The 12788-nt window shown below is 61.4% G+C and carries 12 protein-coding genes; 3 read left to right on the forward strand and 9 right to left on the reverse strand.

Annotated features, from left to right (window positions below):
- Positions 1-3: 3 nt before the first annotated feature.
- Positions 4-1653, reverse strand: a complete 1650-nt coding sequence (locus tag G7045_RS03265) for a CTP synthase (protein ID WP_166157258.1) — start codon at positions 1651-1653, stop codon at positions 4-6.
- Positions 1654-1761: 108 nt separating this feature from the next.
- On the opposite strand from G7045_RS03265, the gene coaBC reads away from it, so the two are divergent.
- Both coaBC and dut read left to right on the forward strand, forming a co-directional pair.
- Entirely contained in the window at positions 1762-2988 is a 1227-nt protein-coding gene (gene coaBC / locus G7045_RS03270) for a bifunctional phosphopantothenoylcysteine decarboxylase/phosphopantothenate--cysteine ligase CoaBC (protein WP_166157261.1), read from the forward strand.
- Positions 2985-3431: a dUTP diphosphatase gene (gene dut / locus G7045_RS03275; RefSeq protein ID WP_166157265.1), complete on the forward strand. Its 447-nt coding sequence runs from the start codon at positions 2985-2987 to the stop codon at positions 3429-3431. Before coaBC ends, dut begins: the two co-directional genes overlap by 4 nt.
- 70 nt (positions 3432-3501) lie before the next feature.
- Here dut and G7045_RS03280 read toward each other — a convergent pair whose 3' ends face one another.
- The 8 genes from G7045_RS03280 to G7045_RS03315 all read right to left on the reverse strand — a co-directional run bounded on the left by G7045_RS03280 (position 3502) and on the right by G7045_RS03315 (position 11417).
- The gene (locus G7045_RS03280) at positions 3502-3918 is read right to left on the reverse strand and encodes a type IV pilin protein (RefSeq protein ID WP_166157268.1); all 417 of its coding nucleotides are present in this window, start codon (positions 3916-3918) and stop codon (positions 3502-3504) included.
- Positions 3919-3929: 11 nt separating this feature from the next.
- Positions 3930-7544 (reverse strand): pilus assembly protein, encoded by a 3615-nt coding sequence (locus G7045_RS03285; RefSeq protein ID WP_166157271.1) that lies wholly within the window; start codon positions 7542-7544, stop codon positions 3930-3932.
- Between the two features lie 106 nt (positions 7545-7650).
- Entirely contained in the window at positions 7651-8430 is a 780-nt protein-coding gene (locus G7045_RS03290; protein WP_166157274.1) for a PilX N-terminal domain-containing pilus assembly protein, read from the reverse strand.
- 20 nt (positions 8431-8450) lie between these two features.
- Positions 8451-9323, reverse strand: coding sequence for a PilW family protein (locus tag G7045_RS03295; RefSeq protein WP_166157277.1), 873 nt, complete (start codon positions 9321-9323; stop codon positions 8451-8453).
- A gap of 10 nt (positions 9324-9333) precedes the next feature.
- Positions 9334-9957 carry a type IV pilus modification protein PilV gene (pilV, locus tag G7045_RS03300; protein ID WP_166157280.1) on the reverse strand — a complete coding sequence of 208 codons (624 nt, stop codon included), beginning with the start codon at positions 9955-9957 and terminating at the stop codon, positions 9334-9336.
- Positions 9945-10523: a GspH/FimT family pseudopilin gene (locus G7045_RS03305; RefSeq protein ID WP_166157283.1), complete on the reverse strand. Its 579-nt coding sequence runs from the start codon at positions 10521-10523 to the stop codon at positions 9945-9947. The genes pilV and G7045_RS03305 overlap by 13 nt, the downstream gene beginning before the upstream one ends.
- A gap of 15 nt (positions 10524-10538) precedes the next feature.
- Positions 10539-11060 (reverse strand): GspH/FimT family pseudopilin, encoded by a 522-nt coding sequence (locus G7045_RS03310; protein WP_166157286.1) that lies wholly within the window; start codon positions 11058-11060, stop codon positions 10539-10541.
- An 87-nt stretch (positions 11061-11147) separates the two neighbouring features.
- Positions 11148-11417, reverse strand: a complete 270-nt coding sequence (locus G7045_RS03315; protein ID WP_166157289.1) for a hypothetical protein — start codon at positions 11415-11417, stop codon at positions 11148-11150.
- A gap of 157 nt (positions 11418-11574) precedes the next feature.
- Between G7045_RS03315 and G7045_RS03320 the strand changes: the two genes are divergently transcribed.
- On the forward strand, positions 11575-12768 hold the full coding sequence (locus tag G7045_RS03320; protein WP_166157296.1) for an NnrS family protein: 1194 nt from the start codon (positions 11575-11577) through the stop codon (positions 12766-12768).
- The last annotated feature ends 20 nt before the right edge of the window (positions 12769-12788 follow it).

Consider the following 12788-nt stretch of genomic DNA (forward strand, 5'->3'; position numbering starts at 1 on the left):
GGCTCAGGCCTTTTTCTGGTGCGCGATGGCCGCCTTGACAAAGGCGTTGAACAGCGGGTGGCCGTCCCAGGGCGTGGATTTGAACTCGGGGTGGAACTGCACGCCGATGTACCAGGGGTGGGTGGCCTGCGGCAGCTCGACGATCTCGGTCAGCTGCTCGCGCTGCGTCAGCGCCGAGATCACCAGGCCCGCCTGGCGCAGCTGGTCGAGGTATTGCACATTGGCCTCGTAGCGGTGGCGGTGGCGCTCGGTCACCACATCGCCATAGATGCTGTGCGCGAGCGTGCCCGTTTGCACGTCCGAGCTTTGCGCGCCCAGGCGCATGGTGCCGCCAAGATCGGAGCTTTCGCTGCGCGTCTTGATCGTGCCGTCCGCGTCCTTCCATTCGGTGATGAGGGCGATCACCGGGTGCTTTGTTGCCGGGTCGAACTCGGTCGAGTTGGCGCCTTCGAGGCCCGCCACATGGCGCGCGTATTCGATGGTGGCCACCTGCATCCCCAGGCAAATGCCCAGGTAGGGCACCTTGTGTTCGCGGGCGTAGCGGGCGGTGGCGATCTTGCCCTCCACGCCGCGCGAGCCAAAGCCGCCGGGCACCAAGATGGCGTCGTAGCTGCCCAGTTGCGCCGCTGCGTTGTCGTCGGTGATGGTCTCGGAATCGACGTGGGTGATTTTCACGCGCACATGGCTTTGCATACCGGCGTGCTTGAGCGCCTCGTTGACGGATTTGTACGCGTCCGACAGCTCGACGTACTTGCCCACCATGGCGATTTGCACCTCGCCTTGCGGGTTTTCCGTCTCGTGCACCAGCGCGTCCCAGCGCTTCAAGTTGGTGGGTGGCGTGTTCAGGCGCAGCTTGTCGCAGATCAGGCCATCGAGCCCCTGCTCGTGCAACATGCGCGGCACCTTGTAGATGGTGTCCACGTCCCACATGCTGATCACGCCCCACTCGGGCACGTTGGTGAAGAGCGAAATCTTCGCCTTTTCTTCTTCCGGTACCTGGTATTGGGCGCGGCACAGCAGGGCGTCGGGCTGGATGCCGATCTTGCGCAGCTCCTGCACCGTGTGCTGGGTGGGTTTGGTCTTGAGCTCGCCGGCCGTGGCAATCCAGGGCAGGTAGGTCAGGTGCACGAAGGCGGCATTGTTCGGGCCGAGCTTCAAGGCCAGCTGGCGCACGGCTTCCAGGAACGGCAGCGATTCAATGTCGCCCACCGTGCCGCCGACCTCGCAGATGGCGACATCGACCGCGTCGGGCGTGCCCACGCCGGCACCGCGCCGGATGTACTCTTGAATCTCGTTGGTGACGTGCGGAATCACCTGCACCGTCTTGCCCAGGTAGTCGCCCCGGCGCTCTTTTTCGAGCACGGATTGGTAGATGCGGCCGGTGGTGAAGTTGTTGGCCTGCCTCATGCGCGTTTCGATGAAACGCTCGTAGTGGCCCAGGTCCAGGTCGGTCTCGGCGCCGTCGTCGGTCACGAACACTTCGCCGTGCTGGAACGGGCTCATGGTGCCCGGATCGACGTTGATGTACGGGTCGAGCTTGATGAGGGTGACTTTGAGGCCGCGCGATTCAAGGATCGCAGCAAGGGAGGCGGAGGCGATTCCCTTGCCCAGGGAAGACACCACACCGCCGGTGACGAAGACAAATTTGGTCATGTCTTTTAATGGGGTGGGAAATGGGGATTGTAAACGCCCGCCCTCCACCGCCCACGCCCGCCCGGGCAATGCCCCCAGGCTTTGGGGCTCTGCTAGCATTGCGCCCCCATGATGGAACTCGCTGGCAAACACCTCGTTTTAGGTCTCTCGGGCGGCATTGCCTGTTACAAAAGCGCCGAGCTGGTGCGCCTGCTCACGCAAGCGGGTGCCAGCGTGCAGGTGGTGATGACCGAGGCGGCGACGCAGTTCATCACCCCCACCACCATGCAAGCCCTCTCGGGCCGCGCCGTTTATACCGACCAGTGGGACGCGCGCGAGGGCAACAACATGGCCCACATCAACCTGAGCCGCGAGGCCGATGCCATCCTCATCGCCCCCTGCAGCGCCGACTTCATCGCCCGCCTGGCCCAGGGCCGCAGCGACGAACTGCTGAGCCTGCTGTGCCTGGCGCGGCCCACCGAGCGCGTGCCGCTGCTGTTGGCCCCGGCCATGAACCGCGAGATGTGGGCCCACCCGGCCACGCAGCGCAACCTGGCGCAGGTGGCGCAAGACGGCGCCACCGTGCTGGGCGTAGGCTGCGGCGCCCAGGCTTGCGGCGAGGTCGGCGATGGCCGAATGCTCGAAGCAGCCGAGCTGCTGCAGGCGCTGATCGCCTTCTTCACCCCCAAGCACCTGGCGGGCCAGCGCGTTTTGATCACCGCCGGGCCGACGTTTGAAGCCATCGACCCGGTGCGCGGCATCACCAACCTCTCCAGCGGCAAGATGGGTTTTGCCATCGCCCGCGCTGCGCAAGAGGCGGGTGCCGAAGTCACCCTGGTGGCCGGCCCCGTGCACCTGCCCACGCCGCCAGGGGTGCGCCGCATCAACGTGCAATCTGCACAAAATATGCTTGCAGCCGTTGAGGAGCAAGCGCGAGCAGCTACTGTTTTTATAGCAACTGCCGCTGTTGCCGACTGGCGCCCGGCGCAGGCGGCAGCGCAAAAAATCAAGAAAGACGGCAGCGGCAGCACGCCCACGCTGGCGTTTGTAGAAAACCCCGACATCCTGGCTGCCGTAGCGCAGTCGCCCCGCGCACGCGCCGGCCAGCTCTACTGCGTCGGCTTTGCCGCCGAGAGCGAAAACCTGCTGCAGCACGCCAGCGCCAAACGCCAGCGCAAAGGCGTGCCGCTGCTGGTAGGCAACATCGGCCCCGCCACCTTCGGCCAGGACGACAACGCCCTGCTGCTCATCGACGCCCAGGGCCACCGCGAACTGCCGCGCGCCAGCAAGCGCGTGCTGGCGCAGCAGCTGGTGGTGGAGATTGCGCGGCGCCTTACCCGCACCCAGACCCCATGAAACTCGACCTCAAAATCCTCGACCCCCGCATGGCAGCGCAGTTGCCGGCCTACGCCACGCCCGGCAGCGCCGGCCTGGACTTGCGTGCTTGCATCGATGCACCGCTGACCCTGGCGCCCAACGCCTGGCAGCTCGTGCCCACCGGCATCGCCATTTACCTGCAAGACCCTGGCTACGCCGCCATGATCCTGCCGCGTTCCGGCCTGGGGCATAAGCATGGCATTGTGCTGGGCAACCTGGTGGGCCTGATCGACAGCGACTACCAGGGCCAGCTCATGGTCAGCGCCTGGAACCGCAGCGATACGCCCTACACGCTGCAACCGCTCGAACGCCTGGCGCAGCTGGTGATCGTGCCGGTGGTGCAGGCGCAGTTCAACGTCGTGACCGACTTTGCCCCCACCGAGCGCGGCGAGGGCGGGTACGGCTCCACCGGGCATCAATAAAAAAACTGCAGTGCGCCCGAAGGCGGCACTGCAGTGGCAGGGGTGGCAAGGGGGCGCAGAGCCCCCTGTTTTATTTCCAGCAGTAATCCAGGCCAGAGGCGCCGGTGGCCGTGCGTGCGCCCGTGTTGGTCAACCCGAGGTTGCCGCATTTGGCATCGGTTTGCACCGGGGTGGCTGTGAGGGTGAAGGTGGAGCCATCAGCGGCTACGTTGGCGCTCAGGTTGTATTTTTTCGACTCGGTGGTTTGGAGTGCGCTCGGGAGACTACCCGGATACACGCCCGTTGCCGTGGCCCCGCGCTCCATGTACTGCGCCGCTTGCAGCAGCGCAGCCCTGGCCTCGGCCCGCTGGCCCCGGCGCACGTATTCGGTGTAGCTGGGGTAAGCAATCGAGGACAGGATGCCGATGATGGCAACCACGATCATCAATTCGATCAGGGTAAAACCCCGCTGGCCAGAGTGGCGCTGGGGGTATGGCAATCGCTGCATAGATTTTCCTTTTATTTGACTTGGCGCCAGCTGGGGCGCATGGATTGTTCGGGGGAGCGGTTGTCCGTCCGGGTTTTGTTCTTCACATCCACATCCAGGTTGCGATTGCCTTGGACGATGTTGGTGTGTGAGCCTGCCGTGACTTTAATGCGCGATGGGCCGCCGTTGGGGTCGTTGAAAACTCCGTCATTGGCAACAGACGTAATCTGAAACGATGCTTTTTGACCATCCATGATATTGACGTCGGTACGATATTGGCGCTCCACGTCCAGTGTCGCCTCGTCGCAGCTTTCTACGTCTGGATTGGCATTGGATCCTTTGGCTGGCACTTGCGAGTACATGCGCAAGATGTTGGTGCCGTCATAAAACTCCATGGGCTTGAGCAGGCGCTCGCCAGTGGCTGGCATGTCCAGGAACCAGCCGTTGTGCGTATTCCAATCCATAGCCACTTTGGCGGTGAGTGTGCCCGAATCGCCATCGTTAATGGTTTGTTCGGCCAGTTTGGCAGTGGCTACGCCAGTGCCCAGTGCGGTAGGGGTTGGCACGCAGTCGGCACCATTGGGGCAGGTGCCGCCGCCAGGGTGCACCTGCAGGCGCTTGCCCAGGGTGGTATCGATAATTTTGTAGCGGGTGTTGTCCAGCACTGAATACAGGGTTTGCACAACGTTGCTGGCTGGGTCGAGCTTGGTGACGTTGCGACCAGTACCAAAGGCCACCATCATGCCTCCCACCTTGACGCTGGTGGCGCTGGGGCCTGTACCGACGGTTTTCATGCGATCGTTGGCGCGTACTGTGGGCACGGTAGAAATGGGCTGGACGACTGTGCGTGAGGCCCCGCCGTACGATCCTGGACCTTGAGCTGTGAACAGTGGGCTGCCGCTAAAGGCCACGCTCCAGTTGGCGGCGGTGATATTGGTGAGGTCAAATTTCCACATATTGCCCAGGTTGTCGCCAGCGTACGCAATGTCGGGGCGACCGTCCCCGTTCAAATCCACCAGGCGTGGAGCAGATAGGCCGTTATCGTTGGACAAGCCAGAACCAGGGGTAGGTGGGATGTCTGCAGTGCCGGTGACTGGAATGCGCAGCAACTCCTTGTCGCCGTCCAGGTACTGGATCAGCAGCACCGGGCGCTGGTTTTTGCTGTTGTAGCCATTGCCCATCACCACGGCCCAGCGGTTGTTGTTCAGGCGCGTAATTTGCGAGCTACGCATGGGGTCTGCCTCGTCGATGACGGGGCGAGCGGTGATATGGCCAATGTCAGCATCTTCGGCAACGGCTTTGTTGCAAGCAGCCTTTTGCGCCGTGTTCAGCTTGGTGACGCAGTCGGGGGTAGTGTCTTCGACGTTGCGTGTGCGGTCGAGCTTGACCAGATCACCTGCACTGGCTTCGACAAAGGCCGGTGCAGAGCCTGCTGCCGTCGTCGGATTGGTAACGTCGAGCACAAAATAGCCCTTGCCGCCCAGCCCCATGGTGCCGACCAGCAAGGTGCGCCAGTCGGGCTGGTAGTTGGGGTTGTAGTTGGGGTCTTGCGGGTCTTGGGTGCCGGTGCCCATGTCCACGTCGCCGGTCATGGGTGAGCCATCGACGAAAAATTTATGACTGTCTTTGTACTCCGGTACCGTCAGGTAGCGCAGCTGGGCCATGGCGCCCCGGGGGACGTAGGCCAAGGTCTCGCTGCCATCAGCAGCAGCAAAGCCGTGCAACATGCCGTCGTTGCCGCCAACGTAGATCATGGCTGGGCGGGTACTGTTGGCGCGTACGAACTGGGTGTAGCCCTTCAACGCCAGGTTGGAGGCTGGTGCGCCCGTGTACCAGACGACGGAGTTGATGATGTCGCCCTGAATGGACTGGCGCTGGCGGTATGGCTGGCTGGTGGTCGTGCCTTCAAGCGATTTATCGCCCCGGATGTAGTTCAGCCGCTGCCCGCCTTTGGTAGCGCCCTCATCGGTGCCGGCGGTGTTCTTTTGTAGCCAGGTTCTTTGTTTGCTGCTCAGGTAGGTTTCATCATTCGCCCAGCGAAATGCCACGCCACCTTTTTCAGGGCCAGCGGTAGTCAACTGGTCGCTCCAGCCCACCACGACGCGGGTGTTGATGTTGAAGCCGGCGGCATCGAGTTTGTCGGCGGTGGTTTCGCCGTTCCAACCGGGGTTGGGGATGGTGGTTAACCCACCTTTTTGCACGATTTCGCCCTGCACAAATCCTTTCCAGCCATTTTTTGGATCATAGGCGGCGGTGTATTTGCCCACGTCGTTGCGTGAAGTGTTGGAGCCGCTGGTGGCGTTGGAGCTGAGGTCTGGGTCGGTTTGGACGTTGATGGCGCCAATAATTTCGCGGAAGGCTTTTTCTAAATCTTCGCCTTTGTTGACGGCGTAAAACCGGCCACGACCATTGATGGCTGCATGCCACAAATCAAGGGCGCGCACTCTTTCATCGGTTGATTTCCCGTTTTTTCGCATATTTGGCCATGATTTGTTGCCGGTGACGAAATCGGGGAAACTGCCATTGTAGCCAAATGGTGTTTTGTCTGTCGGCGCAAAAATAGTGGGGGCATCTGGCCAGGTGGTGGCGTCGCCACTAAAGCCAATGGTGTACGTCACCATGTGTGGCCAGGTGGCAGGGTCATATTTTGGGTTCCAGTATTTCTCTAGAACGGCATTTTTTTTACCAGTACTGTCCGTGCCAAAATCTTCGCTGTTCGGGGCGTTGCGGTATTCTGCTGTGGGCTCGGGTGCGCCGCTGACGCCTGTAGTTTGCAAGGGTGTTCCCCAGCTGTAAAAAGCCCAGTCTGCGAGCGTGGTTGTGTTCCAGCTGTCTCGGTACAAGGCGGTCTTGACCTGCTCTGCAGCCGTGCTGCCGCCATACACATTACCATCGGCTAGGCTGATATTGGTGGCGTTATCTCTCCGGCTGGTATCGGTGGGGCTATAAATTGTGCCGTTCCAACGGCCATCAGACATGAAGATGTGGTAATTTCGTCGGCAGCCAAGATATTCTGTGCTGGCGGCATTTGTTCCTCCGGGGTTTGTGGACCAAGGGCCGTATTTGCTTACCTTGGCGCGCATATAGGCGTCGGCCTGTGTGAACATTAAGTGCGAAGGAGTACCGTTGTTGGTGTATAGATTTTTGACAAAAGAGACGAAGTTATTGCGGTGATTCCCTTCTAAGGGGCGCATGGAGTTAGTATTTTGACTGGTAATATTTCCGTAATTATCGGCGTTATATACGCTTGAGGCATTGGGCGATCTACCATTGTTCCACATCGATTGCCAAGATAGTCGTATTTTTTTATCCGGCAATAAAGAGGCATCGTATTTCGAATGGGTAGGGTCGAAAATTGATTGTAGGGAATATTTAAGGATATTGATGCGCGGGGCGGCAGAATCCCAGGTGCCATCGGCCTTTGGTTGTGTTATTTTGTCGTTTTCCGCTAATTGGGGGTCGATGGCCCAACCCATACTTCCCGAATCGTCAACCGAAATAATGACGTTTGGCGCCACATAAGGTTGGGTGGTGCCAGGTGGAGAGGTCGCCAGATCCAGTGCCCAGGCAGCGTGCGGGGCCAGCGCAGCGCCGGCTGCGAGGGCCAGCAGGTTTTTGCGGAAGCGGGGGGGAAGGGTGCGGGGCATGGTTTGCTCCTCAGGCTAAGATAGGGTTGAAAACAGTTCTTGCGCTTACAGGGCTTGCGTGTAAAGCTATTGAATTGATAGTGAGTGATGGCTGATCAAGAGCCCGTCAATCCTTGCGCCGTTGGCGGGCATAGGTTTGTTGCAGCACTACCATGGTGCTGGGCTTGCGCCCATAGGCCAGGGCGGTGATGCGGTAAACCACGTACACGTCGAGGTTGAGCGGAAGCTGGTTCTTTTTTGCATTGCTGGGATCGATGAGTAGACCCGAATTTTTGCTGCTTTGATTGGCGTAAGGCAATACCTCGATCCAGTACCAACCACCGGCATCATTTTTGCTGCGGTCATTCAAAATGGGGTTATTGCTAGCCACAGCGCCGGTGTATTGACCATAACGGGCGCCCACGCCAGGTTTTGCCATGGTACTGAGTGGGGCTTCCCCTGCATTACTTTTTGCAGACGGGTTGGGGGTGAGGCCGTTGGCGTAGTTCCAAAAATCTTGTCGGCCGGCACGTTTGGTGCATAGACCATTGCGGCATTTTCCGGTGCTGGTTTGATCGTCCAGGTTGGCGAGCAAGGTGGTGATGTCTTTGGCTTCCAGCGGAATTTTGTCCACGGTGCTGGTGCGGCAGATATCGCCCGAACCGCTGCAGTCTTTGCCGGTGGGGGTTTCACCGCGAATGTCGAGTTCGGCGTCTTGCAGCAGGGCCTGTGCGGCTTCAAAGGAGCGTTGGTAGTCGGCGTCGTTGCCGACTACCATTTCGCTGAACAGTGCGGTGCGTGAGGCCCACAGCGCCAGCAGCATGGTGAGCATGACGAAGACGATGACGACGAACAGGGCGACGCCGTTTTGACGTCGGGTATGTAAGGAGGGGTGAAGGCGGGGCATGGCGAAAGGCTTTCGGTGGTTTAGAGCAGCCCTTGGCTGCGCAGCTGGTAAACGCTGCGAAACGCCATATGCAGGCGCTTGGCGCGGTCACCGGTGAGGGCGGTCATATCGGTATTGTTGCCAGTACAGTCGGTGTAGCTGCTGCCAGCGGGCATGTTGATGACTTCGCTGCCGTAGAGCACCATGCAGACCTCAACGCCTTGCACACGGCCCCATTGGCCAGATGGAATGGCTGTGACATATTGAATTTTGGTATCGCCCGGCGTAGTGGTGTCTTGCAGCATGTAGCGCACCTGAAATTGCGCTACGTTTTGCACAATAGGCTGAGAGGTAGTGCCATTGCCGCTGCATTGCAATTCAGAGCCATTGAGGCGGAATGTACTTTCCATGCGTTGGTCGTTATTGCTGTCGGCTGGGCCGCCAACACAGTTACGTGCGATGGATTGCAATGCCGTGGATGTAAATACTGGGTCTTTGTAACGGCGGTAGCCGATGGTGATGCCGCCACCGCTATTACTTAAAGTGTCTTGACTAGGATCAAAGCTGTTGCCACCTGTGGCATCGGCTTTGGTTTCAAAAGCGACTTCGATTTGTGGATCGGTGGGGTCACTTTTGTTGGTGGGATTGGGGTTGAGATAAAGAGAGCCGGCCTGGCGCAATTGCTGGCCCATGACGCGAAAGGCGTAGGCAGCCTGCTGCTGCAGGCTGCTGACATCGCTCACGGTGCCTGAAATGCCGCGTGAGACCATGAGTGCACTGGTGGCTGCAGCGATGACGAGCAGGCCAACCACCAGGCCAATCAAGACTTCGATCAGACTCAAACCGTGCTGGTGGGCGCTGCCATAAGGGCGCTTGCGGGCTGCGGGGGGCGCGATGGTAATTTGTATAGGCATGGCGGCTGTCTCAGGAGCAGTAATAGGTGGTGGTGATACTGCCGCCTTTGTCGTATGGCGCGCAGCGAGCTGAAACGGGGATGTATTGCAGGTGGCAGGTACGGCCTGCCTGGCAGCTGACGGAGCCACTACCGCCGCCGCCGGTGACGGCGTCGAGAGCGTCTTTGAAGTTGGTGCTGGTGTCGCGTTCGTTTTCGCGCCAGGAGATCATCACGCCGAGCTGGCGGCGGTTGTTCGTGGGCTCGGATGGCGCCAGAAAAATGCTGGCCTGCCCTAGCGGCAGACTGGCAGCAACGTTTTGCTTCCAAATACCTAGGTCGTATTTGGCCAGAGCGGTGTGGTTGCAGGCGGTACCGCAATTGCCTGGGCTGGGTGTATCGGAAAAACCAGACACGTAGGCGGATATGTCTGTCATCGCGTTGGGGTTGACCTTGAGCCGCTCGCTTAAATCTTCAATCAACCGAATAGCTTGGGCGCGACGTACGGTGGTTTGGGAGTCGGTCAGGGTGCGCATTTGCATTCCTACCACACCCAAAATACCCAAGGCAGCAACAATCATGGCAATAAGAGATTCCAGCAGCGAAATACCGCGCTGGCGTTGGGCAGAAGGGGAGGATGAAGTTAGCCGGTGCATGGAATAGCCTCTTGCGAAATGATGCGGATGCGCCCCCCAGAGCTCATGCACACGCCGCGTGTGCCGGGGTGGGAGACGGTTTTGTCTAAAGGGATCAGGGTAAAACCCAGCCAGGGGCCGCTGACCAGGCCCCAGCGGTTGAATTCGATGCTGGCAGCGCCGCCGGTGCGCGCCACTTGCACCCGCGCCGGGGTGTCGATGCGCTGCAGCATGGGTTCGGTGGCGCTGCAGCTGCCGTTGGCGTTGGTGTCTTCGCACACGATCCAGCCGCAATCCCAGTCGCGGGCGGTGCTGGCGCTGGTGCAACCGTTGGTGTTGTTGGGTAGCTTTTGCAGCACGACGCGCCCGGAGCGTTTGATGGCTTCTGAGCGGGCAAAGTGCAGGCTGGACTGCAGGCTTTCAGCGGCTTGGCGCACGCGCCAGCCTTCGATCATGTGGGCGAAGCTGGGTACGGCAATGGCTGAGAGCAGGGCCACGATGCTGACGGTCACCAGCATTTCCACCAGCGTGAACCCGCCCAGGGCTGTGCCGGGGTGGGTGCGGTGGTGGAGGGTGCTGGTGTGCATGGTGCCCGCCTGTGTTCAGGTGCAGTTTTGGGACAGGGGCAGGATTTGGATGCGTCCGCCCTGGCCGGCGCACAGGCGCGAGGCGTTGGGGGAGCTGTCGCCCTTGCCCTCGGGGTAAACGATGAATTCCACCTTGGTGGCAGCACCGTTGGCAGTGGTGGCCACCATGCCCCAGCGATCGACGTAGAAGGTGTTGTTGGTTTGGGTGACGCCGATTTTTTTGGGTGCGGGCGTGGTTTGCAGCTCGGTGGTGGTGCCGCCGAGGGTGTGCTTGACGCTCCAGCCGCTGCCCCAGCCGTTCGCTGCTTCAATGGTGATGCCGCCGCTGCGCTTGATGGCTTCTGAGCGGGCGTAGTACTGGGTTGATTGCAGTTCTTCGGCGGCCTGGCGTACGCGCCAGCGCTCGATCATGCCGGTGAAGCTGGGTGCGGCAATGGCGGCCAGGATGGCGACGATGGCGATGGTCACCATCAGCTCGATCAGGGTAAAGCCCCGGGCGCGCGCGCGGGTGGGGGGTGGGGGGGCGAGAAAAGACATGGAGCCATCCTAGGTGGGGGTATGGGAATGTGCCCACTGTAGGGGACGGGCGGCAGCCGTGGGTGGATCAGTGGCGCCGGGGCCGCTTTAGCTGGCGTACCCCAGGCAGGCGCCGGCGTTGGGCAGGCCCCGGCATTCGCGCAGCAGGCGGCGTTCGCGTTCGGCGCGGCTTTCTTCAGAGCTGCTGCGTGTTGGCTTGGCGCGGCTGCTTTTGCGCGCGTGTTGGCTGGGGGCGGCACTGTGGCCCGGATGGGCGCCGCGTTTTTTGGCCAGCGCGGGCGGGGCGGCGCTCAGGCTGGTGCATAGCACCAGGGCCAGGGCGCAGTGAAAGAGGGCGGTGCGGCGAAGGGTGGGCATGGGCGGGCTCTTTGCAAAAGGGTGCGCCATGCTGCCATGCGCAGGCCCGCGCAGTTTTGCGTGCATTCCCTGGGGTGGGGTGTTGTTTTGATAAGATTCACATAAAATGAATCTTTGCGCGGGACTGCTCCCGCCGTCTTTTTTTTGCAGGCCTTTCATGCAGACACCTACCACCCCCCCATCGCCTTTTGCCGTTCAGGGCTGGCCTGTGCTGCGCCTGGGTTTTCGGCCGTTTTATCTGGTGACGGCCTTGCTCGCTTGCCTGTCGGTGCCGGTGTGGATTGCGGCTTTTTTAGGCCATATCCAGCTGCCGTTGGCACAGCCGCTGGCGCCGCTGCTCTGGCATGGGCACGAGATGCTGTTTGGCTTTGCTGCTGGCGTGGTGGCGGGCTTTTTGCTCACCGCCGTCAAGGCCTGGACGGGGCGGCAGACGCCGCGCGGGCCGCTGTTGGCGGTGCTGGTGCTGCTGTGGCTGGCGGCGCGGCTGGCGGTGTTTTTCGCGCCGTACGCGGTGTTCGCCGTGATCGACATGCTGCTGCTGCCGGCGGTGGCGCTGGCGCTGCTGCGTGTGCTGATCCAGTCGGGCAACAAGCGCAATATTCCGTTGATTTCGTTGCTGCTACTCATGGCGCTGGCCAATGGCGCGTTTCACCTGGCGGTGTTGGGGGTGTTGACGCTGTCTGCGGTGACGGCGCTGTACGCGCAGCTGGGCCTGATCGTGATGGTGGTGTGCGTGATGACGGGGCGCGTGCTGCCCATGTTCACCAAGAACGTGACCCCGGGTTTGGTCATTCGCATTCCGCCGCGTTTTGAGCCCGCGCTGCTGGCCGCCACGGCCCTGGCGCTGCTGCTGTGGGTGCTGGGTGCGCCGGCGCTTTTGGTGGCGGTGGCGGCGTTGCTCGCTGGCGGGCTGCACGCGGTGCGGCTGTGGCTGTGGCACCCGCAGGTCACGCTGGGGCGCCCGATTCTGTGGGTGCTGCACGCTTCTTATGCATGGCTGCCGCTGGGCTTTGTGCTGCTGGCGCTGGCGCAGCTGGGGCTGCTGCCGCTGTCCTTGGCGGTGCACGCCTTTGGCGTGGGGGTGATTGGCGGGCTCATCATCGGCATGGTCACGCGCACTGCGCGCGGGCATACCGGGCGCCCGCTGCAGGCTGGGCGCGGCGAGACGCTGGCCTACGCCTTCGTGCTGCTGGCGGCGGTGCTGCGCGTGCTGGTGCCGGCGCTGCAGCCGGCCTGGTATGCGTACGCGGTGGAGGGCGCGGCCTGCCTGTGGGCGCTGGCCTTTGCCATTTACCTGTTCATCTACACCCCCTGGCTGACCCAGACCCGTCTGGACGGCAAGGACGGTTGAGTTGTTTTTCCTTGTGTTTT

Source organism: Acidovorax sp. HDW3, from assembly GCF_011303755.1.
In the GTDB taxonomy this organism is placed as follows: Bacteria; Pseudomonadota; Gammaproteobacteria; order Burkholderiales; family Burkholderiaceae_C; genus Paenacidovorax.

Bases quoted from the DNA above. Each gene is read 5' to 3' on its own strand.
- G7045_RS03265 (WP_166157258.1), bottom strand. From the start codon at position 1,653: ATGACCAAATTTGTCTTCGTCACCGGCGGTGTGGTGTCTTCCCTGGGC.
- coaBC (WP_166157261.1), top strand. From the start codon at position 1,762: ATGATGGAACTCGCTGGCAAACACCTCGTTTTAGGTCTCTCGGGCGGC.
- dut (WP_166157265.1), top strand. From the start codon at position 2,985: ATGAAACTCGACCTCAAAATCCTCGACCCCCGCATGGCAGCGCAGTTG.
- G7045_RS03280 (WP_166157268.1), bottom strand. From the start codon at position 3,918: ATGCAGCGATTGCCATACCCCCAGCGCCACTCTGGCCAGCGGGGTTTT.
- G7045_RS03285 (WP_166157271.1), bottom strand. From the start codon at position 7,544: ATGCCCCGCACCCTTCCCCCCCGCTTCCGCAAAAACCTGCTGGCCCTC.
- G7045_RS03290 (WP_166157274.1), bottom strand. From the start codon at position 8,430: ATGCCCCGCCTTCACCCCTCCTTACATACCCGACGTCAAAACGGCGTC.
- G7045_RS03295 (WP_166157277.1), bottom strand. From the start codon at position 9,323: ATGCCTATACAAATTACCATCGCGCCCCCCGCAGCCCGCAAGCGCCCT.
- pilV (WP_166157280.1), bottom strand. From the start codon at position 9,957: ATGCACCGGCTAACTTCATCCTCCCCTTCTGCCCAACGCCAGCGCGGT.
- G7045_RS03305 (WP_166157283.1), bottom strand. From the start codon at position 10,523: ATGCACACCAGCACCCTCCACCACCGCACCCACCCCGGCACAGCCCTG.
- G7045_RS03310 (WP_166157286.1), bottom strand. From the start codon at position 11,060: ATGTCTTTTCTCGCCCCCCCACCCCCCACCCGCGCGCGCGCCCGGGGC.
- G7045_RS03315 (WP_166157289.1), bottom strand. From the start codon at position 11,417: ATGCCCACCCTTCGCCGCACCGCCCTCTTTCACTGCGCCCTGGCCCTG.
- G7045_RS03320 (WP_166157296.1), top strand. From the start codon at position 11,575: ATGCAGACACCTACCACCCCCCCATCGCCTTTTGCCGTTCAGGGCTGG.